Origin of the sequence: Actinoplanes sp. NPDC048796 (assembly GCF_040650035.1) — a bacterium.
Classification (GTDB): domain Bacteria; phylum Actinomycetota; class Actinomycetes; order Mycobacteriales; family Micromonosporaceae; genus Actinoplanes.
Genome location: NZ_JBEZGO010000001.1, coordinates 786,897 through 810,356 on the forward strand (window position 1 = coordinate 786,897; position 23,460 = coordinate 810,356).

The 23,460-nt window shown below is 68.3% G+C and carries 22 protein-coding genes, 3 tRNA genes and 1 pseudogene; 9 read left to right on the forward strand and 17 right to left on the reverse strand.

Going from position 1 to position 23,460, the window contains the following annotated elements:
* Nucleotides 1-32 precede the first annotated feature (32 nt).
* Nucleotides 33-2,999, forward strand: coding sequence for a hypothetical protein (locus AB0C26_RS03695; RefSeq protein WP_360240964.1), 2,967 nt, complete (start codon nt 33-35; stop codon nt 2,997-2,999).
* Between the two features lie 293 nt (nt 3,000-3,292).
* Here AB0C26_RS03695 and AB0C26_RS03700 read toward each other — a convergent pair whose 3' ends face one another.
* The 3 genes from AB0C26_RS03700 to AB0C26_RS03710 all read right to left on the reverse strand — a co-directional run bounded on the left by AB0C26_RS03700 (nt 3,293) and on the right by AB0C26_RS03710 (nt 4,877).
* Nucleotides 3,293-3,502, reverse strand: a complete 210-nt coding sequence (locus AB0C26_RS03700) for a hypothetical protein (RefSeq protein WP_360240967.1) — start codon at nt 3,500-3,502, stop codon at nt 3,293-3,295.
* A gap of 251 nt (nt 3,503-3,753) precedes the next feature.
* Nucleotides 3,754-3,987, reverse strand: coding sequence for a DUF397 domain-containing protein (locus AB0C26_RS03705; RefSeq protein WP_245923337.1), 234 nt, complete (start codon nt 3,985-3,987; stop codon nt 3,754-3,756).
* 41 nt (nt 3,988-4,028) lie between these two features.
* Nucleotides 4,029-4,877, reverse strand: a complete 849-nt coding sequence (locus AB0C26_RS03710; RefSeq protein ID WP_360240970.1) for a helix-turn-helix transcriptional regulator — start codon at nt 4,875-4,877, stop codon at nt 4,029-4,031.
* Between the two features lie 224 nt (nt 4,878-5,101).
* On the opposite strand from AB0C26_RS03710, the gene AB0C26_RS03715 reads away from it, so the two are divergent.
* The 3 genes from AB0C26_RS03715 to AB0C26_RS03725 are packed head-to-tail and all read left to right on the forward strand — an operon-like array spanning nt 5,102 to nt 7,985.
* Nucleotides 5,102-5,740 (forward strand): GPP34 family phosphoprotein, encoded by a 639-nt coding sequence (locus tag AB0C26_RS03715; RefSeq protein ID WP_097322305.1) that lies wholly within the window; start codon nt 5,102-5,104, stop codon nt 5,738-5,740.
* A gap of 56 nt (nt 5,741-5,796) precedes the next feature.
* Nucleotides 5,797-7,341 (forward strand): APC family permease, encoded by a 1,545-nt coding sequence (locus tag AB0C26_RS03720; protein WP_360240974.1) that lies wholly within the window; start codon nt 5,797-5,799, stop codon nt 7,339-7,341.
* Between the two features lie 29 nt (nt 7,342-7,370).
* Nucleotides 7,371-7,985 (forward strand): GNAT family N-acetyltransferase, encoded by a 615-nt coding sequence (locus AB0C26_RS03725; RefSeq protein WP_360240977.1) that lies wholly within the window; start codon nt 7,371-7,373, stop codon nt 7,983-7,985.
* Between the two features lie 23 nt (nt 7,986-8,008).
* Here the strand turns inward: AB0C26_RS03725 and AB0C26_RS03730 are convergent, their stop codons facing one another.
* Together AB0C26_RS03730 and AB0C26_RS03735 are read right to left on the reverse strand one after the other, a co-directional pair.
* Nucleotides 8,009-8,560, reverse strand: a complete 552-nt coding sequence (locus tag AB0C26_RS03730) for a GNAT family N-acetyltransferase (protein ID WP_097322302.1) — start codon at nt 8,558-8,560, stop codon at nt 8,009-8,011.
* Between the two features lie 360 nt (nt 8,561-8,920).
* Nucleotides 8,921-9,430 carry an Lrp/AsnC family transcriptional regulator gene (locus tag AB0C26_RS03735; protein ID WP_360240980.1) on the reverse strand — a complete coding sequence of 170 codons (510 nt, stop codon included), beginning with the start codon at nt 9,428-9,430 and terminating at the stop codon, nt 8,921-8,923.
* 103 nt (nt 9,431-9,533) lie between these two features.
* Between AB0C26_RS03735 and AB0C26_RS03740 the strand changes: the two genes are divergently transcribed.
* Complete coding sequence (locus tag AB0C26_RS03740) at nt 9,534-11,186, forward strand: thiamine pyrophosphate-binding protein (RefSeq protein ID WP_360240983.1); 1,653 nt, start codon at nt 9,534-9,536, stop codon at nt 11,184-11,186.
* Here AB0C26_RS03740 and AB0C26_RS03745 read toward each other — a convergent pair.
* The 8 genes from AB0C26_RS03745 to AB0C26_RS03780 all read right to left on the reverse strand — a co-directional run bounded on the left by AB0C26_RS03745 (nt 11,183) and on the right by AB0C26_RS03780 (nt 18,504).
* Complete coding sequence (locus AB0C26_RS03745) at nt 11,183-12,673, reverse strand: protein kinase (protein WP_360240986.1); 1,491 nt, start codon at nt 12,671-12,673, stop codon at nt 11,183-11,185. The two genes, AB0C26_RS03740 and AB0C26_RS03745, sit on opposite strands and share 4 nt — an antisense overlap.
* A gap of 147 nt (nt 12,674-12,820) precedes the next feature.
* Complete coding sequence (locus AB0C26_RS03750) at nt 12,821-13,447, reverse strand: NAD(P)H-dependent oxidoreductase (RefSeq protein WP_360240989.1); 627 nt, start codon at nt 13,445-13,447, stop codon at nt 12,821-12,823.
* 24 nt (nt 13,448-13,471) lie between these two features.
* Nucleotides 13,472-14,209, reverse strand: a complete 738-nt coding sequence (locus tag AB0C26_RS03755; RefSeq protein WP_360240992.1) for a hypothetical protein — start codon at nt 14,207-14,209, stop codon at nt 13,472-13,474.
* A gap of 80 nt (nt 14,210-14,289) precedes the next feature.
* Complete coding sequence (locus AB0C26_RS03760) at nt 14,290-14,802, reverse strand: NADAR family protein (RefSeq protein WP_360240995.1); 513 nt, start codon at nt 14,800-14,802, stop codon at nt 14,290-14,292.
* 25 nt (nt 14,803-14,827) lie between these two features.
* The gene (locus AB0C26_RS03765; protein ID WP_360240997.1) at nt 14,828-15,430 is read right to left on the reverse strand and encodes an ElyC/SanA/YdcF family protein; all 603 of its coding nucleotides are present in this window, start codon (nt 15,428-15,430) and stop codon (nt 14,828-14,830) included.
* An 11-nt stretch (nt 15,431-15,441) separates the two neighbouring features.
* Nucleotides 15,442-16,413: an NAD(P)-dependent oxidoreductase gene (locus AB0C26_RS03770; RefSeq protein ID WP_360241000.1), complete on the reverse strand. Its 972-nt coding sequence runs from the start codon at nt 16,411-16,413 to the stop codon at nt 15,442-15,444.
* Between the two features lie 20 nt (nt 16,414-16,433).
* Nucleotides 16,434-17,933 carry a TROVE domain-containing protein gene (locus AB0C26_RS03775; protein WP_360241003.1) on the reverse strand — a complete coding sequence of 500 codons (1,500 nt, stop codon included), beginning with the start codon at nt 17,931-17,933 and terminating at the stop codon, nt 16,434-16,436.
* A 316-nt stretch (nt 17,934-18,249) separates the two neighbouring features.
* A complete protein-coding gene (locus tag AB0C26_RS03780) occupies nt 18,250-18,504 on the reverse strand; it encodes a hypothetical protein (protein WP_360241006.1) in 255 nt (84 codons plus the stop codon).
* A gap of 710 nt (nt 18,505-19,214) precedes the next feature.
* Between AB0C26_RS03780 and AB0C26_RS03785 the strand changes: the two genes are divergently transcribed.
* Entirely contained in the window at nt 19,215-19,580 is a 366-nt protein-coding gene (locus tag AB0C26_RS03785; protein WP_360241009.1) for a hypothetical protein, read from the forward strand.
* 18 nt (nt 19,581-19,598) lie between these two features.
* On the opposite strand, the gene AB0C26_RS03790 is transcribed toward AB0C26_RS03785, so the two are convergent.
* Entirely contained in the window at nt 19,599-20,687 is a 1,089-nt protein-coding gene (locus AB0C26_RS03790; protein ID WP_360241012.1) for a hypothetical protein, read from the reverse strand.
* 266 nt (nt 20,688-20,953) lie between these two features.
* Between AB0C26_RS03790 and AB0C26_RS03795 the strand changes: the two are divergent.
* A pseudogene (locus AB0C26_RS03795) lies at nt 20,954-21,378 on the forward strand (tyrosine-type recombinase/integrase); the annotation flags it as partial.
* 66 nt (nt 21,379-21,444) lie between these two features.
* Here AB0C26_RS03795 and AB0C26_RS03800 read toward each other — a convergent pair.
* The 3 genes from AB0C26_RS03800 to AB0C26_RS03810 all read right to left on the reverse strand — a co-directional run bounded on the left by AB0C26_RS03800 (nt 21,445) and on the right by AB0C26_RS03810 (nt 21,720).
* Nucleotides 21,445-21,519: transfer RNA gene (locus tag AB0C26_RS03800), tRNA-Val, on the reverse strand.
* A gap of 20 nt (nt 21,520-21,539) precedes the next feature.
* Nucleotides 21,540-21,610 (reverse strand) — tRNA-Cys (locus tag AB0C26_RS03805).
* Nucleotides 21,611-21,647: 37 nt separating this feature from the next.
* A tRNA-Gly gene (locus AB0C26_RS03810) sits at nt 21,648-21,720 on the reverse strand.
* 177 nt (nt 21,721-21,897) lie between these two features.
* Here AB0C26_RS03810 and AB0C26_RS03815 point away from each other — a divergent pair.
* Together AB0C26_RS03815 and AB0C26_RS03820 are read left to right on the forward strand one after the other, a co-directional pair.
* Entirely contained in the window at nt 21,898-23,079 is a 1,182-nt protein-coding gene (locus tag AB0C26_RS03815; RefSeq protein WP_360241015.1) for a GNAT family N-acetyltransferase, read from the forward strand.
* Between the two features lie 65 nt (nt 23,080-23,144).
* Entirely contained in the window at nt 23,145-23,324 is a 180-nt protein-coding gene (locus AB0C26_RS03820; RefSeq protein WP_360241018.1) for a hypothetical protein, read from the forward strand.
* Nucleotides 23,325-23,460: the final 136 nt, after the last annotated feature.

A 23,460-nucleotide genomic window follows, 5' to 3' on the forward strand; every position in this document is an offset into this window, starting at 1 on the left:
CTGATGTGCCTTGGGCTGCGTTTTCCCGGTGGATGGCGGTCATCATGATGGCCGCCGTCCTGTACGTCGTCGGAGCCGCCGATCCACTGGACCAGCATCCGGTGACCGCCGCACCGACCACCTGCGCCACCCCGGTGGCCCTGCGCAACGGCGACTTCGAGTCCCCGCTGATCGCCGCCGGCTCGGTCGCCGCCGTGCCCCTTCCCGGCTGGCAGCCGGCCCCGGTGCTCCTCCGCCGCGACGGCGGCCAGCACGCCGAGCTGACGACCGGCACGATCCACCAGGACGTGACCACGACCCCCGGCCAGACCCTGCGCTGGGAGCTACGCCACCGAGGCGGCACGCTGACGGTCCTGGCCGGCCCGGCGGACGGCCCCCTCGACCAGCAGGGCGACACCATCACCGGCGACCGGGCCGCCTGGGCCACCTACGCCGGCGCCTACACGGTCCCCGAGGGCCAGACCACGACCCGGTTCGCCCTGCGCGCCACCGGCCCCACCGCGGTCGACGCCGTCTCCTTCGGCACCCCCGCCTGCCTGCTCACCACCACCACGGTGGCCACGGCGAAGGCCAAGGTCAACGACCGCTTGACGTACGCCGTGACAACCCGCAACGCGGGCGGCAACCCGGCCCGCGCCACCACCGTCACCGCCGAGCCCGGCCCCCGCTCCAAGCCGGTGGGCCTGCTGCGCCCCGGCGAGAGCCACACCTTCAGGTACGAGGTCCCGGTAGCCCCCACCATGGCCGGCACCACCTTGCGCACCCGCGCCACCACCGCCTACTCCACGTCGCTGACCGGCGCGGCCACGGAATCCTCGACGTCGAACACCGTCGGCACCACCATCGCCCCCGCCGCCGACCTCGCCGTCGCCGCCACCACAGCCACCGGCGACGTGACCACCTACCGGATCACCACCACCAACAAGGGCCCCAGCCCCGCCGACGCCACCCAGGTGACCGCCACCCTCCCCGACGGCACCACCGGCGTCGCGGCCGCCTCCCCCACCGGCACGTGCTCCCTGACCAGCACCACCGCCGAGTGCGCCTACTCCACCCTGCGGCCCGGCGAGTCCCGCACCATGACCGTCACCGCCGTCCCCGCCACCGCGACCCCCGCCACCGCAACCCCCGCCACCGCAACCCCCGCCACCGCAACCCCCGCCACCGCAACCCCCGCCGTCGCGACCCCCGCCGGAGTCATCCCCGCCTCCGGAGTCACCGTCACCGCCTCCAGCGCCACCGGCGAGCTGACTCCCCAGGACAACGTGATCGGCTTCCAGCCGGAAGCCCCCGCCACTCCCCCGGCCGACCACCCGGCAGCCCTCGCCGTCACCGCGAGCGCTCCCAGCGTCCCCCGCGACGGCACAGCCAGCTTCGAAGCGACCGTACGCAACGACACCCCCACCGCCACCTCAGCCACCGTCCGTGTCCACCCCGCCCCCGGCCTGGCCATCACCGACGGCATCCCCGACCTGGGCACCTACACCGACGGCACGTGGACCGTCCCCGGCCTCCCACCACACACGACAGCCCACCTGAACCTCACCGCGACCGCCCTGGCCACCGGCGACCTCACCTTGACCGTCTCCACCGGCGACACCAAGAAGAAGGCCACCATCACGGCCACCCCCGCCAGCACTTCCCTGGCCATCACCGTCGACCGCCCGCGTTCCCCCGCCGCGTTCGACGTGAGCGACACCATCCCGCTCCGCTACCGCCTGACAAACGACGGCACCGAGCCTCTGGACCGCATCCTCGTCACCGACACCTTGACCGGCCCCGCCACCTGCCCCAAGGCCTTCCTGACCCCGAACGCCACCATGCTCTGCGAGGCCCCGCCGTACACAGTCACCCAGGACGACGTGGACGCCGCCCTCCCCTTGACCACCATCGTCACCGCCGAGGCTCACGCCCCCACCTCGACCAACCCGTTGCTCTTCGGCACCAAGGCCGACCTACCCCTCGTGACCGCCCGCCCCTCGCTCACCGTGACGGCCGCACCCACCACCTACCTGCTCCGTAACAACGGAAACCAGACGCTGAGCAACGTCCGAGTCTCAAGCACCGAAACCGGCCGAGCCACCTGCACCACCACGACCCTGCCTCCCGGCGCCACGACCACCTGCACTCTCACCGCCCAGCCGCTTTCCCCTTCCGCCCCCACCTCCGCCCCCACCTCCGTCTACGCCTACGGCACGACTCCCGGCGCAACGACCGCAACCGCCTTCGGCCCTTTCCCCACCCACCCCGCCCACGGCGACCCGGACTCCTCCACAAGCAACGGCACACAGGGCGAAACCCAGTCCTCAACCGGCAGCGAGGCGCAGGGGCCCTCAACCGGCAACGAGGCGCACGGGCCCTCAACCGGCAGCAGCACACAAGGCGAAACCCCGCCCTCAACCGGCAACGAGGCGCAGGGGCCCTCAACCGGCAGCAGCACACAAGGCGAAACCCAGCCTTCAACGGGCAGCGAGGCACAAGGCGGCCCCCCGACCAGCGCTGAAGCGCCAGGGCAAGACGGTCCCCCGACCAGCGGTGAAGCGCAAGGACAAGGCGCAGCCCAGGGGCAAAGCGCACCTCAAGGACAAAGTGCGGCCCAAGGACAAGCCAGGCTTTCATCCGAGAAAGCCCGAGCTCAAGCACCAGGCCAGGCCGCCTCACCAGCCACCGCCGGGCAGAGCACCGCGCAGCAGGCTCCCACCGCCCCCGCTCTTCCGGCGACCGTTCCCTCCCGAGGCGCAGCCCCGCAGCTCAGCGCCCCCGCCACGCCGAACCCGTCGGTGCCGAACCCCACCCCCACGGTGATCACCCCACCGCCGGCCGTGGTCCCCACCCGCGAACAGCGGTACTGGGCCGACCCCATCCCCGACCCCGTGCCGTTCAGCGGAAGTCCTCTGGCCACCGCCAGCGTCCTGGGCCTGGCCCTCCTGGCCGGCGGCTTGATCGTCCTGGCCTCGCTCCGCGGCCGCTGGTGGCCCTGCAAGGCCGGAAGGAGCTAGACCGGCGTCCGTCACCGGCTTGGTGATCGGCTCGGCTCAGCCCGCGGCCCGTCGGAGGCCTCATCAGGGATCGGCTCGGCCCGCGGCCCGTCGGGGGCTCCATCCAGAACCGGCGCAGCCCGCGGGCCGTCGGGAGCTTCATTCAGGACCGGCGCAACCCGCGGCCCGTCGGGGTCTCTTCCAAAACCGGCGCAACCCGCGGCCCATCGAAGGCCTCATCCAGAACCGGCGCAGCCCGCGGCCCATCGAAGGCCTCATCCAGAACCGGCGCAGCCCGCGGCCCGTCAGGGGACTCAGTCGAGATCTGGCTCGGCCCGCGGCTCGTCGGAGGACTCGGGGAGGACCGGCTTGGTGGGCGGCTCGTCGGCGTTTCTGTCCATGACGGGCCCGGTGATGGGCTCTCGGCTCGGCTTGGCGCTGGTCATGAAGACGACCGCGAAAATCAGCGCCACGATGGCGAGGGGGATGCCGGCGAACAGGAGGATGCCCTCAAGATCGGTCACGGGTGCAAAAGTACGCCGCCGGCCGGGAACGGCCGGTGGGCGGAAGGTGCCGCCGCCGATAACCGAGACATGTCGCGGATCCGACGGAGACATTCACCCGAAGGAGCTTCGCGTTTGCTGGATCGAAATAGCGCTTATGCAGAGTAGGGGCGCCGCGACTCCCGGTGAGCGGAGCCGCGGGCCTCTTCGCGGAGAAGTTGACTTTGCGTAGGCACTTCCCATCGGTCCGTGCCTATGGTTAGTCTCTAGCCTCAGGAATTGATGTCGAACTCGCCTTCCTTGGCAGAGTCCACAAAGGCGGTCCACTCCGCCTGGGTGAACAGGAGCGCAGGACCGGAGCGGTCCTTGCTGTCCCGGACGGCGACTCCCGTGTCGAGGAAGGCGACTTCGACACAGTTGTTGCCACCGTTGCCATTACTACGGCTGGCCTTGCGCCAAGTGGCCTCGGCAAGCAGGGTGGCATCGGCGAGCTGGTGCGTGAGCAATTCAAGCACCCCCCTTCGGATATGCGGTTGTCTCCGGAGCCCTAGGCGACCAGCAGGCTCTCGATCATCTTGATGGTCATGCGATGGTCGAGCGCCATAGCGCTCAATCGCTCGAACTCTTGTCGGTAACGGGCAACCTCGGATGGTTGCTCTTCGTAGTAGTCTCCCGCAAGACCTTCAAGATAGACAACATCCAAATGGGTGGTCTCCCGAAACTCCAAAAGGGCTGCTGACCCGCCGAGGAACGTGTGTTCGCCGGCGTGGAACGGGAGAATCCGCAACGTCACATTCGGTAATTGGGCGGCCTCGATCAGATGCCGAAGCTGCTCATTCATGACGCGCGGGCCGCCGACCACGCGGCGTACGACCGATTCGTCGATGACGACCTCGAGCTCGAGCGACCGGTCGGCCCGGAGCCGGCCCTGCCGGGTCAGGCGCAGCTTCACCCGGCGGTCGATGTGCTGCGGGGTGTCGTTGGTGCGGCCGGCCTCCATCAGCGACCGCATGTACGCCTCGGTCTGTAGCAGCCCGGGCACCAGCACCGGTTCCCAGCAGCGCATCGAGGCGGCCGCCGCCTCCAGCCCGACGAAGTTGCCGGGCCGCATGATGTCGCGGTAGTCGGTCCACCAGGTGCGCTCGCGCGAGAGGCGGGCCAGCTCCACCAGGGCGTCGCGGTACTCCTGATCGCCGACGCCGTACAGCGTCAGCAGGTCTTTCACGTCGCGCGGGGTCACCGCCACGCGCGCGGTCTCGATCCGCGTCACCTTGGCGGCGTGCCACTCGAAATGACGCGACACATTCTCTTGCGTCAATCCGGCGGCCTCGCGGCACCGTTTCAGCTCCGCCCCGAGACGACGACGGCGCAGCGTGGGTCCTTCATCAACGGACACCTGGACTCCCTTGGTCCTGATGATGCCGATAGTACGACCGCCGTGCTGATGATCCAAACAAGGAGGACTCCACAAAAAGTCTAGTACTTCTTGTCATGACCTTGCTGTCGGGTACATGATGCGGAGCACATCGAGTCATACCTTTCTGTACACACAGTGATCTTCGCGGTAATCCCGTTAAAAGGGACAAGACCATCAAGACGTTGTCTAAGGGGCGTGGCGGCGTGTTGGCTGACCAGTATTTCCTGATCGCACACGAGGACCGCACCGGCCGGTCCCGTCTCCATCCACGCGCGACCGGCTTGGGGCTGGCCGCCGCTCTCCTCGGCGAGCTCGTCCTCGAAGGACGGATCGGCATCACCGACGGAGACCTGGTCATCCTCGACCGGCATCCTCCGACGGACGCGCTCGCACACGACATCCTGGACCTACTCATCGCACAACCACAACACCGTGATGTACGGGTGTGGCTGGCGTTCCTCTCGCAGGACGCGGCGATCCGGGTCGGCGAGCGCCTGTCGCGGCTCGGCGCGGTCGAGGCCGTGACCCGGCGCCGCATGCTCTCCACCGAGACCTTGTACATGCCGAACACGGCGGCCCAGCGCAACGCGGCCGCCTGGGCCCCGGCCCGGCTGGCCAACCTGCTGGTGCGCGGCATCGGCATGAGCACCAGCGACCGGGTGCTCATCGGGCTGGTGGCCGCCACCGGCCTCACCAGACACGTGCTCTACGACTTCGAGATGCACCGGCACGCGTTCCATTCGCTGCCGAGTGCGGTCGGGTCGCTTCCGGGCGACCTTCGGGAGCTCGTCGAAATCACCGAGACCTCCGTGGGCTCGGTGCTGACCGTCGGCCGACGGTGAGCGGCGTCGGGCGCCATCACCTCCGGCCTAACAACCACGACCACTGGGCCGGGAGGATGTTGATGGAGCGTACGAAACCCGCAGAGCCGGACATCGTCACACAGGCGCTGGCCAAGAACCGGTTGGGCATTCCGTCTGTGGTGTTCTTCGGCGTCGCGGGAGCCGCACCGCTCACCGTGATCATCGGGTCCATCACCACGATCTACGCGATCATCGGGAGCACCGCCGTCCCGATCGCGTACGTGGTGGTGGCCGGGCTGCTGTCGCTGTTCACCGTCGGGTTCGTCGCCATGAGCCGGCACATCGTGAACACGGGCGCCTTCTACTCGTACATCAGTCACGGTTTAGGCCGAATGGTCGGCGTCGGGGCGGCTTTCGTCGCCCTGCCCGCCTACTCACTCATGCAGATCGGCCTCTTCGGCCTCTTCGGTTCGGCTGCTTCCGGCATCCTCGCGGCTCTGGGCTTCTCGGTTCCCTGGTACGCGTGTGCGGTTGCGGCCTGGGCCGCGGTGACGGTGCTCGGCCTCCTCTGGGTCGATCTGAGCGGCCGGGTCCTGGCGGTCCTGCTGGTGCTGGAGATCGGCATCGTGCTCATCTACGACCTCGTGATGGTCGGCAACCCGGCGAACGGCGAGGTCACCTTCTCGCAGTTCTCGCCGGCGCCGCTGGCCACCCCGGTCGTCGGCGTGCTGCTGGTGCTGGCCATCGCCGGCTTCGTCGGCTTCGAGGCGACGGTGGTCCTGTCCGAGGAGGCCAAGGACCCGAAGCGCACGATCGCCCGGGCCACCCACATCGCGGTGGTGCTGGCCGGCATCCTGTGTGCGATCTCGGCCTGGGCCATGTCGGTGAACACCGGCCCCGACCAGATCGCCGCCAAGGCGGCCGAGCACCGGACCGACCTGGTCTTCACCCTGGTCGGCCCGCACCTGCCCAAGTTCATGGTCGACCTCGGCTACATCCTGTTCCTGACCAGTGTCTTCGCCGCGCTGCTGGCCTTCCACGCCGCGGTGTCGCGCTACCAGTTCGCCCTCGGCCGCGAGGGCGTCCTGCCGGCGGCGTGGGGTCGCACCCACCCGCGTACGGGCGCTCCGCTCCTCGGCTCCATCACCCAGAGCGTGCTGGCGATCATCGTGCTCAGCGCGTACGCCCTGGCCGGCGCCGACCCGCTGGTCTACGTCTTCGCGTGGCTCACGACGATCGGCGGGCTCGGCGTCCTCATCCTCATGTGGGCCGCGTCGGCCGCGGTCATCGCGTTCTTCGTGCACAAGCGGCGAGGGGAGAACATCTGGCGCGCCTACTTCGCTCCCGGACTGGCGTTCCTGCTGCTCACGGTCGTGCTGGCGGCAACCTGCATCGGCTTCGGTGAGCTTCTCCAGGTCTCCGGCGACTCGCCGTTCCAGTGGCTCATCCCGGTCTGCTACCTGGCCGTGGGCGTGATCGGCATCGTCTGGGCCCTGATCATGCGGGCGGCCCGTCCCGAGGTGTACGCGGCGATCGGCCGCGGCTCCGACAGCCGGTCCACAGTGGCCGCCGAGACCCAGGAACTCATGCGCGCGCTGCACGCCGACCCCGTGGGCGCGCGCGGCGGCCAGTACTACTGACCAGCACACCCGTGCCACGAGAGGAAGTCATGACCTACGCGATCCAGGAACTGGTGATCCGCGACGTCGCACCCGTGGACGTCGAGGAGATCACCGGCCTCGTCGCCGCGGCGATGTGGGACGGGCCGGTGGCCCGCTGGCTGCACCCCGATGCCGAGGTGCGCCGGCAGGAAAGTCCGCGCTACTTCGAGATCTTCGTCGAGCACGCGGTCCGGTACGGCGAGGTGTACGCCACCTCGGACTACGACACCGGCCACGTCTCCGGGGTAGCGCTGTGGTTCCCGATGACCGCCACGATCCCGCCGCCGCTCGACTATGAGCAGCGCATGAAGGAGGTGACCGGCCCGGCGTACGACCGAACCTGTGAATTGACAGCGGCGGTCGAGGCACGCCATCCCACCGATCCCCACCACTATCTGGCTTTCCTGGCCGTCCATCCGGAGAACCAGGGCCGTGGGATCGGTAGTGCGCTCCTCGACCGCCACCACGCCCGCTTGGACGAGGCCGGCATCCCCGCGTATCTGGAGGCGAACGACCCGCGTAACCGGGACCTTTACCTCCGGCACGGATACCGGATCCGGTCAGTCATCGAGCTTCCCGGCGGACCACCGCTGTGGTCCATGTGGAGGTTGCCTATGAACTGACAGTGGTGCCCCCTGCCGAGTTACTACGCGGCTGCCGGAAACTCGTAGAGCCAGTACGACTGCTGGTCGATCCGGGTGAACTTCATGTTGTCCGAGAGCCGGCTGACCATCATCCGGAATACTCGGGACATGCGGCGAACCTCGTCGTTGTGGTTGCAGATGTCCAAGCAGACGAGCCCGTTCTGGGCCGACGCGATGTGGTACATCTGCTCGACCAGTTGGGAAAAGGCTTCACGACCCTGGGCATGCGGACTCACGGCGACGAATCCGATGTACCAGATCTTCCGGGCCGCGTAGTGCTCAGGCCAATGCCGTTCGAAGTACTGGGGAGCGATCAACGGAACCGCGTTGAGATCGTTCGTGTAGGTGGCGACGCCGCACATCGTGCCGTCATCATCGAGGGCCAGGTACTTGCCGACCCGCGGATCCGCCATTACCTCGTCGAACTCCGACTTGTACATCAGGTGACGCTGGACCGCGAGGTGGTTCAACTCCTCGAAGGCGTCCGTGTACATGGTCCACATTGCCTGGTTCTGCTCGGCATCGGTGATCTGGTCGATGACTTTGATAAGCATGTTCGGCTCCCCCGCAGGCCGCCGCCAGGTCGGCCCGCTTGTCGCACTCATCTTGATCGATGATCTGTGCTCATCACTGTACGAAGAGTGAGCGCGTCATGACAATGCGTGTGCGCCGATTGAATGTGCCAATTCATCTACCGGATGCCCTCCGTGCCCGTTTTGGTGTGCAAGTTGCAAACACCGGCACGAAATCGCCCTCGATCCAGCAGACGGTTGTAGCCTTCGAGTACTACGCACGTTGCGCATTACTCCTGGTCCAGGCCCTCATTACCGCCCGCCGTCGCCGCTATTGATTTCTCCGAAGCGCCTTGATCATTGATCTCCGTCAATAGAGATCAATCATCACAAGGCCCCACTCTACGCGCCACGGTCCACATTACGTACGGTTAAATCAGGCCCCTCGGAAGTGTGGCGCCGAAGAAGCCCGTCGAGGCTGCTGGGCGCCACCTCGTGCAGCACGATCGAGGTCGAGGTCCGCACGACGCTGGGCGCGGCGACGATCAGATTGGTGATGCGGTAGAGGTCGGCCGTGTCCCGCGCGACCACCCGGACCAGCAGGTCGCCGTCGCCGGTGGTGGCCAGGATCTCGACGACCTCGGGAATCCGGGCCAGTTGCTGCGCCGCGCGGTCCCCCTCACGCTGGCTCAGCGACAGGGTCATGAAGGCCATCAGCGGGTAGCCCAGGGCGGCCGGGTCGAGACGCCGCGAGTAGGCGCCCAGCGCGCCGGACTCGCGCATGCGGCGCAGCCGGGCCTGAACGGTGTTGCGCGACATGGCCAGGCGGTCGGCCAGGGCCACCACGGTGGCGTCCGGGTCGGCGTCGAGGGCGAGCAGGATGCGCGCGTCGGTGGCGTCCAAGATTCGCATCGTGCGCAATCCTTCCCCATGATGCCCGCCCGGGTTGAGCAGAACGCACAAGCAGGAGACATCACATTGTGCAGGATGCGCAACAGGCACCAGTGTCATCCTCATGATCGACTTTGCCTCCACGGTCACCGTCGCCGAGTACCTGGGCGAACGGCTCCGGCAGGCCGGCGTGTCCCACCTGTTCGGCGTGCCCGGCGACTTCAACCTCAACCTGCTCGACGGCCTGGCCGAGGTGCCCGGGCTGCGCTGGACCGGGTCGCCCAACGAGCTCGGCGCCGGGTACGCCGCCGACGCGTACGCCCGCCGCCGCGGCCTGGCCGCGCTGATCACCACCTACGGCGTGGGCGAGCTGAGCGCGATCAACGCGGTGGCCGGCAGCGCCGCCGAGGACGCCCCCGTCCTGCACATCGTCGGATCGCCGCGGACGGGCACGGTCGCGGCCGGCTCGCTCGTGCACCACACCCTGGCCGACGGCGACTTCGGGCACTTCCACCGGGCGTACGCCGAGATCAGCGTGACCACCGAGGTGCTGACGGCGGACCGCGCCGGCGAACAGATCGACGCGGTCGTCACGGCGGCCCGCCGCGAACGCAAGCCGGCCTACCTGAGCGTCCCGCAGGACCTGGCCCTGCACCGGATCCCGGCGACGCCCCTGCGCGAGCCGCTGAAGATCGCTTCAGACCCGCTTGCCGTACGGGCGTTCAGCGCGGCCGTCGAGAAGCTGCTGTCCGCCGCCGAGCGCCCGGTGGTGGTGGTCGGACAGCTGGCCGCGCGCTACGGGCTGGGTGCTCAGATCGCCGGCCTGGGCGTCCCGATGGTCACCCAGCTGGCGGCCAAGGGCGTGATCGACGAGGGCACGCCGGGCTACCTGGGCGACTACGCGGGCACGATGCTCGACCCCGCCCCGGCCGCCGCCGTCGACGAGGCGGACGTGGTGCTCCACCTGGGCTCGGTGCAGACGGCCGAGCTGACCGGCTTCTTCTCGGCCCGCCCGCTTGACGACCGCACGGCATGGACCTCGGCCACCGCCGCCGGCGTGGGCGAGCAGCGCTTCGAGAACGTCCTGTTCCCCGACGCCGTGAACGCCGTCGCCGCAGCCCTCACCGACCGCAGGTTCAGCGGCGGCGCGGCCGGGGCCGGGCATGAGGACGGCCCGGTCGGCGAGGAACTGACGCAGGCGAGCATGTGGCGGATGCTTCAGGAGTGGCTGCCCGGGCACTCGGCGCTCATCGCGGACACCGGCACGGCGTACTGGGGCGCGCTGTCGCTCCGGCTCCCGGCGGACACGACATTCGTCGGGCAGCCGATCTGGAACTCCATCGGGTGGGCGCTGCCCGCGGTGCTCGGCCAGGGCCTGGCCGAACCCGATCGCCGGCCCGTCCTGGTCATCGGTGACGGCGCGGCCCAGATGACCGTTCAGGAGCTGGGCACGATCGCCGCCGCCGGCCTGCGGCCGGTGATCCTGCTCCTCAACAACCGCGGCTACACGATCGAGCGGGCGTTGCAGAGCCCGCAGGCCGTCTACAACGACGTGACACCGTGGAACTGGCGGGCCCTGGTCGCCGGCCTCACCGGCCCCGAGACCGACTACCACCACGCCGCCACGCCGACCGAGCTGGACAAATCGCTCCGCGCGGCCGCCGACCACCCGGACCGCCTGGCCTTCATCGAGGTGGAACTCGACGCGTACGACACGCCCCCGCTCCTGCGCCGCCTGGCCGAACGCGCCACCGCGGCCGCGAAGGCAACGGCCTAGGACCGACTGAGCCCCGGAGCCGGCCACATCGACCGCGCCGGCTCCGGCAGGCTTGCATTCCTTCTCCCGTACGCGACGACGACAGCCACCACGGCCGCCAGCACCAGCGCCCCGGCCACCACAACCACGATCCGCAGCCCCCGACGCCCGCCCCGACCTCCTTCTGGGCGCCGCACCGCCTGTCCGCCCTCACCGGCCACCTCAGCACCGCCCCACGAGCCCGCCGAACCTCCGGCACTTCCGAAGCCCGCCGCACTCCTCGAACCCGCGCCACTTCCGAAGCCCGCCGCGCCTGGAATGCCCGCCGCACTTTCCGAGGCCGCCGCATTTGCTGAGCCCATCCGGCTCTTCGGCACCGTCACGTCTCGCGCCGCGGTCGGGTCCTCTGGAACTGTCCGGCCTCCGGACGCCGGCGCGCTCCGGGAAGCGGCCGCACCTTCGGATGCCGTCGCCCCTCCCCGAGCCGCAGCATCCCCCGGACCGGACGAAGGCCACTGCGCTGAAGCATCCCCCGGGCCGGACGGACGCCGCTGCGCCGGACCGACGGTCCCCTGGGGATCCGGCATCTGCTGAGCGCCCCCGCGGCCGGCCTCCCGGTCCGAGTCGGTTTCGCGGAGTGGGAGGCCGGCGTTCTCCGGCGCGGCCGCCAGGCCCGATTTTTCGGGATAAGTCCTGGCGTTCTCGCGGCGGGAGGCGGGAAGCGGCGTGTGCAAGTTCGCGGGCAGCTGGCCGGGCTCGGCCGACCTGTCGTACGTGCCGGTGTTCTGTGTCGCCGTTCCCGGTCCCGTTCTGTCTCCGGTGGCCGGGGGCGTCTGCGTCGTGGAGCCCGTGCGGAACGGGCCGGCGTTCTCCACGTACGGCTCCCGGCCCTCGCCCCTCGCCGCCTCCACCGCCGCCAGGAACGCCTCGGCGGTACGCGGCGGCTCGGCCAGCACCGCCCGCAACGCCGGGGGCGGATCGGGGAAGAGCACACCCATCAGCGCGACCACCGCCCGCATGTCCGGCACCGACCATGTTGTCGGGGCCAGGTCACGCAGCATCGCCCGGCCGTCCGTCACCAGGACGTTCGCCGGTTTCAGCGCCCCGTGCGGCCTCTCCCGACGGTGTACGGCGGTCAGGGCCCGCAGCACGTCCACCGCGATCCGCCACGCCCGCGCCGGCGGGATCGGTCCCCGGCGCAGCAGGTCGGCCAGCGACCACGGCTGCAGCTCGGTGGCCAGCCACGGCGGGTCGCCCGCCAGGTCGGCCCAGAGCAGGCGGACGACGTTCGGGTGTTCGGACAGCTCGTAGTGCAGCCGGCACGTCTCGTCGAACGCCCGCCGGGTCGCCGGCGCGAACGGCTGCCGCCACCGTTTCAGGGCCACGACGATGCCGAACGTGCGGTTGCGGGCGCGGAACACCTCGGCCGCCGGCGACTCGCCGAGCTTCGCCGCGAGCTCGAAGTCGGCGAGGGTCTGACGCGGGTGGGCGCGTTCGAAATCAGTCACGAGGCCGGCCGTTGGCAAAGTGAAGGAAACATGGGTGTGCCTTCGCGAAGGGCGATGGGGACACCCCAGGGTGGAGGTTGATCGGGAGCGCGGACCCCGTACGGTCAAATGCCCGTCACTGGATTCCCCCAAAAGTAAGAAGGGGTGTCAGCCGGCCTGCCAGTCGGGCAGGGAGGACGTGTCCCGGCGTTCGATGATCGGGAACACGCTCGAGTACGTCTGCCAGGACGGGCGGGACGGCTTCTCGCTGAGCGCCAGCATCCGGGCCAGGCCCTGGAGGGCGTCGCGCAGGGCCTGGTGCAGCAGCGGGTCGGCCACGAAGCCGTACTGGTCGACGGCCTCGGCGGCGAGCGGGATGCGGATGCACGCCGCCCGCAGGATCTTGGCGTTGCCGTGGGTGAGCACGGCCTCCAGGGTGGCGCGGGCGAGGTCGTCCTCGCCCGCGTGGGCCACCGAGAGCCAGGCGACCGGCTTGCCGTCGAGGAGGTTCTCGTCGACCAGCCAGTCGAGCAGGTTCTTGAGGCTGCCGGGGATGGACCCGGCGTACTCGGGCGTGCTGAACAGCACCGCGTCGGCGATGCGCACCTGGTGGCGCAGCAGGACGACGGTGTCGTGCGGGTTGTCCTCGCCCGGCACGAAGGCCGGCAGTCCGCGCAGGCCTTCGAACAGGCCGGCGTTGATGTCGTCCGGGGCGAGATGAGCGGCGGTACGCAGCGCGGCGTTGTGCAGGGACTCATCGCGGGTGCTGCCCGAGATCAGCAGGATGCGCGTCATGCCGCAGACGATAGAGCTTGCGGGTTACGCCGCGCAGATCAGACTGATCTCCTTGGCGGAGACGCTGTGCACACCCCGGCCCGGCGTCAGGTCGGCCACGGTCGCCGGGTCCGGGCAGGCCGCCGACTTGCCGTGCCACTCGATCTCGGTCTTGTCGGTCACGGTCACCGTCACGGACAGACCTTTGGGGTACGCCACGGTGAGCGCCCCGGTCGCGGCGTCGAAGGTGCTGACGGTCGCCTTGGCGGCGGCCGGACGGTCGTACACCTTGGGCTTGGAATCCTTGCTGTTGACGATCCCGTCGCCGTCCGTGTCCTCGTCGCCGTCCTTGACCCCGTCGCCGTCGCTGTCGGCGTTGCGGGGGTTGAGGCCGAGCATCCGCTCGGTCTTGTTGATCAGACCGTCGGCGTCCGGGTCGGACTTGGCGTCGTTGCTCTTGGGATTGAGCTTCTTGCCGACCTCGTAGCCGTCGGGCAGCGTGTCGCCGTCGGTGTCGGCGTCGTCGGCGCTGGTGCCGGCCTTGAACTCGGCCAGGTTGGTCAGCCCGTCCGCGTCCTTGTCACCGCTCGCGTCCTTCTTGCGCGGGTTCAGGCCGTGCGCTTTCTCGTACGCGTCCGGCATCCCGTCGCGGTCGGTGTCCTTGGCGGCCGGCACCGCCGGCTTCGGCTTGGGCTGGGCCTTGGACGCGGCCATCGCCGTTCCGGACATCGACAGGGCCGTCAGCGTGGCGACAGCGGTGACAGCGGCAAGTCGGCGCTTCATGAAGGTTCCTTCCAGGGGCGTTCTTTGTGGCCCTGAGGTTCGGCCCCTGGAGCGGGAACCTGAGCCCTGCTACCGGCCCGCTACTCAGACGCTCCCGAGGACAGCGTGTCGCGGACCCGCATGAGGGCGGTGCCGAGCAGGTTGAGGCCGCGCCACTGCTTCGGGTCCTGGGCGCGGGGGTCGTCCCGGCTCAGGCCGATGCCCCAGACCCGGTCCAGCGGGCTGGCCTCGACCAGGATCCGGTCGCCGGTGCCGAGCAGGAAGGCGCGCAGATCCTCGTACGCGCTGAATTTGGCGGTGTTGCCGGCGACCACGATCGGCAGGCGGTGCTCGTCCCAGGTCCGCTGCTCGAAGCCGGCGACGCGCCCGCCGAGTTTCTTCGCCGCGTGCGGGTGTTCGGCGGCGAGGATCCGCCCGGCCATCTCCCGGTCGCCGAACAGCTGGGCCTTGCCCCACATCATGTAGTGCTCGGCCGTGGCGAACCGGACCCCGTCCACCTCGAACGGCGACGGCCACCACTGGCTCAGGCACCCGGCGCCGACACGGCCGCCGGCCTCGGGCTGGTGCCCCCAGAAGAACAGGTACTTCGGCATGGCCAGCAGTGTGCCCGGCCCGCCGCTACCGCGCCATCAAGTATTCGCGCAGCTCGGCCGGGGTGGCGAGCCAGCCTTTCCGGGCGTACTCGAGGATGCGCGTCATCTCGCCCGGGACCAGGTCGTACGAGGTCGCGCCGGTCTCCGGGATCTTCTCGTGCGGGGGCACGGGCACCGGCACGGGGTGGAGCGGGATCCGGAGCGTCAGCGCTTTCAGGACGGTCAGATAGACCCGGGGCAGGTGGTACGCCGACACGACGAGCCCAAGGTCGCGCAGGCCCAGGCGGGACGACTCGGCGGCGATCCAGGCGGCCTGCAGTCCCGTGTTGGGGGCGGGCTCGGGCTGGACCCGTACCCCCTCGAAGCGACGCAGACCCAGGGTGCCGAGGTAGTCGCGGGTGAGGCCGACGTAGGTCCGCTCGGCCGGGTTGCCGTTGGCGATCAGCAGGTGGCGCGTGCGCGGCGACGCCTCCCACAGCTCGATGGCGTGCCGCAGGCGCCACTCCTCGCCCTGACCGATCGGCACGGCCAGCGCGTCCGGCTCGGACGGCGCCGGCACGGTCAGGATGGCGATGACCGAAGCCATCAGGTCGAGCAGCGGGTCGTCCGTGTCGATCACCCGGTCCATGACCGCGGAGCTCAGACCTTGAGCGGACCGGCCACGTCCAGCTGTCCGTGTTCGACCAGCCAGCGCACCGACTCCAGCACCGCGTCCTCGGGCTCGTGCTGCGGCGCGTAGCCGAGCATCGCCCGCGCCTTGTCGATGCTGACATAGTGGTTGCGGACGAGATGTTCCCAGCTGGCCTGGGCGGCTTCGGCTTCGGTGGTACGGCGGAACTCCTCCCACGTCACCGTGCGCAGCTCGGCGGTCTGCCCGAACCACGACGCGCCGATCTGGGCGAACCCCCGCACGTTGAGGGCCGAGGGCGCGACCACATTGAAGTCCTCCCCGGCGGCCGCTTCCCGCCGCGCGACGGCCGCTTCGAACGCCTGAGCCACGTCGTCGGCGTGCACGTGATGCATGAACTCGGCCCCGATCCCCGGAATCTCCAGCGGTTCCCCACCGGAGAGCTTCCGCCACACCCCCGGGTCGAGGTTGCCGAGCGGACCCACCGGATGCCAGCCCGGCCCCACGATGTGCCCCGGATGAAGCGAGGTGGTGGCCAGCCCACCCCGGTGGGTCTCCTCCTGGAGCATCTGGGCGATGGCGGCCTTGCCGATCCCGTACTCCCCGAAGGCCGGCGTCCCGTTCTCCTCGGTGATCGGAATCTTCTGGCTGGGCCCGAACCGCCAGATCGACCCGCAGTGCACCAGATGACCGGCCTCGCCCCGGAGTCCGTCGACCAGCGCGGTCGCCGACTCCACCGTGAAGCAGATCAGGTCGACGACGACGTCGGGCCGCAGCCCCACGATCCGCGCGGCGAAGGTACCGTCCCGGTCCTCGGCCTCCCGGTCCGCGACCACATGACGCACCTGCTCCCACGCGGGGTCGTCCACATAGCGGCTCCGCTGCCCCCGGCTGACGTTGACCACCTCGTGCCCGGCCCGCACCAGCCGCGGAACCAGGAACGTGCCGATGTGCCCGCTACCACCGATAACAACGATCCGCATGCCGTCACCATAAGCTCCGCCTACTCGGCGAGCCAGGGCCACGCGCCGTCGGCGCCCCGCTCCAGCAGGCCGACCATGCGGAACGCGGCGTCGCTCAAACCGCCGAACGTGTACCGGTGCGGGCCGCTCGGCCCGTGCCCGGCGCGGTAGCCGACCAGGTTCCAGGTGTAGAGCGGCACCCCGGCCGGGAGCGCCGACCCGGGATCGCCCTGGTGGGCCCAGACCTGTTCGTCGGTGACGATCAGGACCCGGTCGTGCCCGTCGTAGTGCCGGCGGACCGCGGCGAGGGTCTCCGTACCGCCGAGGTTGCCGAACCGGTCGACGACCCGCAGCAGGGACTCCCCCCGACGGACGTCGATCCGATCCGAGCCGTTGCCGAACTGAACCAGGTCGGCCCGGCCGTGGTTGCGCACGGCCACGGCCGCCCCGAAGATCGCCGCCGCGTCCGCGTTGGTCAGCTCCGACCGCTGAGACACCCGCCCGAACATGGACCCGGACCGGTCGACCAGCACGAGCGTACGGCCGGGAAGCTCCGGCACGTTCGCCAGCGACGCCGACAGCGCCTCGTCGAGGGCGTGCCCCCACCGCAGCGAAGGCGCCGCCCGGTAGGCGGCCAGGAACCGGAACGGGAACTGCTTGGACCGCGCCACCTGCTCCGGATCGGCCAGCCGCGCGGCCACGGCCGCGGCCACCTCGTCGCTGACGCCCGCCTGGTCGAAGTTGCGCAGGTTCCGCAGCAATGACATGTAGCCCATCGTCGGGATGAGCGCGCTCCACAGGGCGGCCTTGTCAAGATTCGACCCCGCCAGCGACAACGCGTCCTCCCAGGTCATACCGGCCGCCTTCAGCGCCTCCGCGTCCAGCAGCCGGCCCGGTTCACCGGCGACGGCCGCGCGGAGCCGGCCGTTACGAACGACCATCCCCAGCGCCGACGGCACGACGGTGTCCCGGCCGTGACGCCGGTCGAGTGCGTACGCGAACAGCTCCCCCTGCCACGGAGCCGACGGCTCCGGGTGTACGAGATCGATGACGTCAGCGAACCGGAAGCCCTTACCGGCGGTGTCGTACTTCAGAAGCGCGAACTCGGTGTAGAGACGGCCGACCGCGTCGGCGACACCCCGCTTGACCGGCTTCGGAATGGCCCGCCCATAGCGCCCCGTCCAGTAGGCGAGCATCTCCCCCGGCTCATCAGCACGCTGAAGCACGGAAGCGACGATCCGGCGCCCACCGGGCAGCTTCGCGGCCAGCAATGCCCGGGTCGCCTCAGCCGCGCCGACGAGTGCCGCCGAGCGCATGTTCGCCCCCGTCCGCAGCCACCTCAGAAACCCTTCGGTCCAGTACGGATCGGCAACGGCAACCCGGTGAACGAGCTCGACGAACCGGCTGTCCCGCTCTCCGGCCGCCTCATAGAACGTCGCCTCACCAACCATGTTGGCGACGGCGAGAAGAAAAAGCTCCGACCGGTCATCCCGGACAGCGCCGACCGCACCCTCATACGTGACGACATTGAACTTGGCCACGAAAATGGCTCCTTCCGCACCGGAAGAAGCCTCGATGTCAGATGGAGGTGCCCGAGATCAAAGTCGGCCTCGGTACGAAGCTGCTCTACCAACTGAGCTACCGGCGCCCGAAGCGCCGAACGGGACTCGAACCCGCGACCCGCCCATTAAAAGTGGAAGTAACCGCTGCCTGCGCACCGGGCACCCACATCCGACATCGCCGCGTCTCCCGAGATCAAACCGCCCTGGGCACGGTAGCCAAGGCCAAGCACCGGGAGGTGCGGGCCCGACCATAACATCGCCACACGACCGCCTCGCAACGCTTTTCCTCGCTCAACTACTCACTCCAGAAGCCCGGATCCAGCTGCAAGCCATACAGATGATCGGCCCAGTTGTCAGGCTCCTCATGGAAGATCAACCAGTTGTATTCGCCATAGTGGTCCTGCCAACCCCAATGCCGGTTGATGACCCGAACGGCGTAGGCATACGACACTTCGTGACGCTCCACCATCGCAGTCGCAATGTCCCGAAAGTAAAGCCGATGCTCGTCGGGCGCATCGAACTCAAACTCGGGATACAGGCGTTCAGCCACAGCTCAAGCCTGCCAGACAGCCCTCAGTTTACCGTTCAGCTATCCCTATCGCCGAAGGATCACTCGGTGGCGAGATCATCGCCGCCGCCGAGATCGCCGACTACCTCGGCGCCACGCGGCAGCGCGTGGCCGTACTGGTTGATAGGGCCGACTTCCCCGAGCCCATCGCGCGTCTGTCCGTAGGCCGGATCTGGCGCACTTCCGACGTGCGGCGCTGGGCGTCCCAACGACCTCACCGAATCCAAGAGGACGAGCAGCAGTAGCACCCCAGCCGGCCACCGGCCGTAGACCACGGCGCCGCGCTAGTCACTCGAGGGCGAAGTTCGCCGAACGGGCCCTCGACCGAGCCGCCAGCGGACCGCTAAGCGCATCCACCGCACCGTGGGGTTTCAGGGGGCTCGGCCCCCTGAGCAGACATGACGAGGGCCCCGGTCCGCGCTTTCTGCGGACAGGGGGCCCCGGCACTCGTGGGCGATACTGGGATCGAACCAGTGACCTCTTCCGTGTCAAGGAATGACCATGGTCGCTCGACCAGCAGCAGAAGCGTGGCTGAGAAGGACATACAGTCCGACGGCGTCCATGGGCGTTCATCACCGTCAGCCTCAGTTGTCACTCACTTAGTCGCTCAGGAGGGAGTTCAACGCTGCCCCTGAGGCCTGTGGAGCGGGCCTGTCGGTCTTCCAGCTACGGACTTGTGGCATCGTGCACTCATGATGACCGAGGACGAGCTCGACGCTTGGCGACCGTATACCGACGTGATCATCAAGATGGACGATGAGCGTCTGTTGACGCTCTTGGCTGATCAAATTGGTCTAGGCCTAGGTGCCAGCGAAGAGGAGAGCCGTAGGAAGCTTGGGCGGGCATGGCTGAATGGGCATCTCGCGAGTATGAAGCTTATGGTTTGCCGAAGCGGCGTCGTTTCGGCGTTGAAGGCGCGCAACGAGAAAGATATCGCGATGATCGTGGCCGCTCTCGCCGACGTAATCGTCGGATCACTGAACAAGCCGGCTGCGGCGACGGTCGCCTTGTTGCTCGCGCGGCAGGGATTGGATAATATTTGCCGCGAAAACGACTAGATTGCGGGGGTGGGACCGTCAATCGAAAAGCTGCCTCGCTACCTCTTCCGGAGTTGCCTCAAGAACTTCGGGAATTTGTTCGGCCATCCCCTCTTGGACCGAACAAAGTCGGTACGCGTGGCCTGAGAGGAAATGAACGAGGTGAGCCAACGACGACGGCACATACGGTTCGAGCTTGCGCCATCGCACGTTCCATGTTGGATGAGTTTGCGCTAAGGGAGCTCCTTCGAGTTTCTCGGCTTGCGCGAGAATAGGGAATAACATGGCGCAACCAAGCCAGAAGTTCGGATCTTCACGGCTTTGTTCCGAGGCGAAAATGTCGGCCTCATGTTCAATCTCATGATGGCCCATCATTGCATTAACATCGACTCCGCGCATGTTTAATTGTAGTAACCGTGCGCGGTCGAGATGACCCAATATGGCGTGTCCGAACTCATGGAGCACAACGAATTGCTCGGCTCCGCCGGCCATGAGGCGAGCCGAAATTATTTCGCCCTCTTGCTCCAGTTCGCGCACTACTTCACCGGCGTGCAGCGCCGCGAACGCGAAAAACCGGACATCTCTTGTTAAGAGAAACTTGATTGCATTGTGTACAACTGCGATCGCGTTGTGCGTGCAAGGACGCGGCCGCTCCGGGGAACTACCTCTAGGAATCGAGCCGAGTACCGCAATGACTAAGTATTCGACGAGATACGTGGCGCCGAGATCGAACATAACAACGGGCCGTCCGGACGGCGACTTGAGAGTAACGGCATTTAAAAGACCGCTATAGCTCATCGCGACCGGAATTTGGCGCGCCTTCTCTGATGCCTTTTGGTCCATACTGGCAATCGCGGAGGCAATTGATACCGGAAGGTACCATGACGGAAACTCGGCTGTACCACCAGAGCTCACCGCATCGGCCATCTTACTCATTATTTCGTCAACAGTCGCACGATCAGGAAGATCTTCCGGAATCAGAGTTTCGGCAGCGTGCTCAAAAGCTTGCGAGACGCGTTGTGGATCTTCCTTTTCCGTGTAGACAAGCTCCTTGAAGTCACGATTTGTGATCGCATCTATACATTCTTTCAAGAAATCTTGAGATGGTGAATCATTCTGATCATTCAAAACAGTCCCCCTAAGATCTCGATATAGTAGACAATCGCGACTAACCTGCGTGCTCTCGCTCCTCCGCCCACTTCATGCACGGCAAGGTACTCGCCGGGGGCAATAACGCCTCCCGTCACCCTCGACCCGCCCATGGTGGGAGCGGGCGGCGGCTGGCGCCCGCCGCGTCAAGACGGCCTTGGCGGAAGGCTGCCAGGCCGGTGGGCGCCGGCGGGGGTCTGCTCGGCTCTGCCCGGGGTGAGGGTGGCGGGTGCGCGCGTTGCGAGGGCGGCGACACCAAAACCCGCAAATCCCGGCGCACCCTTGCCATACCGCTTCGAGGCGTGGTGGCCCTGCGTGCGCAACTCAGCCTGCAAGAAAAGGCCGGCGCCGATTGGCACGCGCTCGACCTAGTCTTCGCCTCTTCGATTGGCACCGCGCTTGACGCTGCCAATGCGCGTCGCGCATTCCGCCGCATCACCAAGGCCGCTGGGCTAGACGCGGGCGATTGGACTTCTCTGGAACTACGTCACAGCTTCGTGTCGCTGTTGTCCGATGACGGCGTCTCCCTCACGGACATCGCTAATCTCTGCGGCACTCAGGCACCTCAGTCACCGGAAAGGCGTACCGCCATCAGCTACGACCGGTGCTGCTCACTGGGGCTGACGTCATGGACAAGATCTTCGCCCTCGACGAGATGCCTGGGTCCTAGTCACTCAGTTAGGCACCCCAGACACCAGAAGGGGCCATGTTCATCGATCGAACATGGCCCCTGAACTGGTGGGCGATACTGGGATCGAACCAGTGACCTCTTCCGTGTCAAGGAAGCGCGCTCCCGCTGCGCCAATCGCCCTTCGGGTACTGCAAACTGCGAGGTGGAGACGGGATTTGAACCCGTGTACACGGCTTTGCAGGCCGTTGCCTCGCCTCTCGGCCACTCCACCGAGCCAGCCCTGCACGTGTCCTGTGAAGGCCTCTCCGAGCGGACGACGGGATTCGAACCCGCGACCCTCACCTTGGCAAGGTGATGCGCTACCAGCTGCGCTACGTCCGCTTGTCTGTCCGGGCCGTTGTCCCGGCGACGGATGAAACATTAGCGGGTCGCCGGGCGCCTTGCCAAACCGGGGTACCCCGGCGCGTCGCCGGACGGCGTTCACCAGGTGTTTCGCGGTTATCCACAGGCCGGGAAACAGGGCAGCGGGCGAAGTGCCCTCCGGTGTTGGATGGGCTCATGGAGTTCCGACAGATCAGCGCGGCGGAGCGTACGGCGACGATGTTCCCCCTGCAGACGTACGCGTTCATGCCCTCGCCGTGGCCGGAGGAGGAAGTGGCCGCTTACCGGCGGCGGCAGCCGTTCTTCGAGTCGACGATCAGCATGGTCGCGGAGGAGGACGGGGAGGCGCTGGCCTGCGTGGCCGCCCTGCGCATGCGGCAGAACGTGCGCGGGCTGGTGCACGACATGGCCGGGGTGGCGTCCGTGGCCTCGCACCCGTCGGCTCGGCGGCGGGGGCTCGTGCGGGAGTTGATGACGAGGCTTCTGCGGCAGGCGCGGCAGGAGGGGTTCGCCGTCAGCGCGCTTTATCCGTTCCGTCCGAGCTTCTACGCGCGGTTCGGGTTCGTCGGGATTCCCCGTCACCGCATGGCCAGCTTCGCCCCGGAAGGGCTTTCCCACCTGGTGCGGGCCGATCTTCCGGGCGAGGTGGAGCGGCTTTCGATGTGGGACGGCCACGAGGCGTACGAGAAACTCCGTGGCCGTTTGGTCGGTGAGCGGCACGGCTTCGCGGCGTTCGACGCGGTGCGCAGCGCGGAGTTCCGCGAGGACAAGCAATGGGTGGCCGTCGCCCGCGTGGGCGGCGAGGTGGTGGGCGCTGTCAAGTACCGCATTGATGAGTACGGCGGTGAGCTGCACGGATCCGATCTGCTGGCCACCGGTCCGCTGGGGCGGGCGCTGCTCCTGCAGTTCTTCAGCCGGCATGTCGACCAGGTGTCGCGGATCGTGGTGCGGGTCAGCGCCGATGAGGTGCCCGAGCTGTGGGGCACCGACTTCTCGGTGACCACCGAGGCGAAGGTGGATCATCCGCGCCGGGGTGGGGCGATGGTGCGGGTGCTCGACATGGAGGCGCTGACCGGTACGACGGTCGGCGACGGCGAGGTGACGATCGAGATTGCCGACGACGAGCATGTGGGCGGCGTCTGGCGGCTCGTGGGTGAGGGTGGCCGGCTGTCGGTGACCAAGGGCACGGCCGAGCCGGCGGCGACGCTGACGGTGGGTGGCTTCAGTGGGCTGCTGTACGGCGTGCTCGACCCGGTCGAGGTGGTGACGCGCGGCCTCGGTCAGGTCGGCGGGGCGGCGGTCGGGCCGCTGAGCAGTCTGTTCCCGCGGCAGATGCCGTACATCTGCGCGGACTTCTGAGAGGGGTCGGTGTGCTGTCGTACAAGTCCGAAGGTTCGGTTCTGAGCATCTACTCGAAAGGATCGGTGCTGTCGATCGGCTCCACCGGTTCGGCGCTGTCGGTGGGTTCGGTCGGGTCATTCGGCTCGGTCCTGTCGATCGGCTCGTGGCTGTCGGTGGGTTCGGTTCTGTCGGCGCTGTCCATCGGTTCCGTCATGGCGTGGCGGGCCCGCAAGTCGATCATGAGGGCCGGCGGGGAGGGCTGAAGCCGACGGGGAGGGCTGAAGCCGGCCAGGGAGGCTGAGGCCGGCCAGGGAGGCTGAGGCCGGCCAGGGAGGCTGAGGCCGGCCAGGGAGGCTGAGGCCGGCCAGGGAGGCTGAGGCCGGCCAGGGAGGCTGAGGC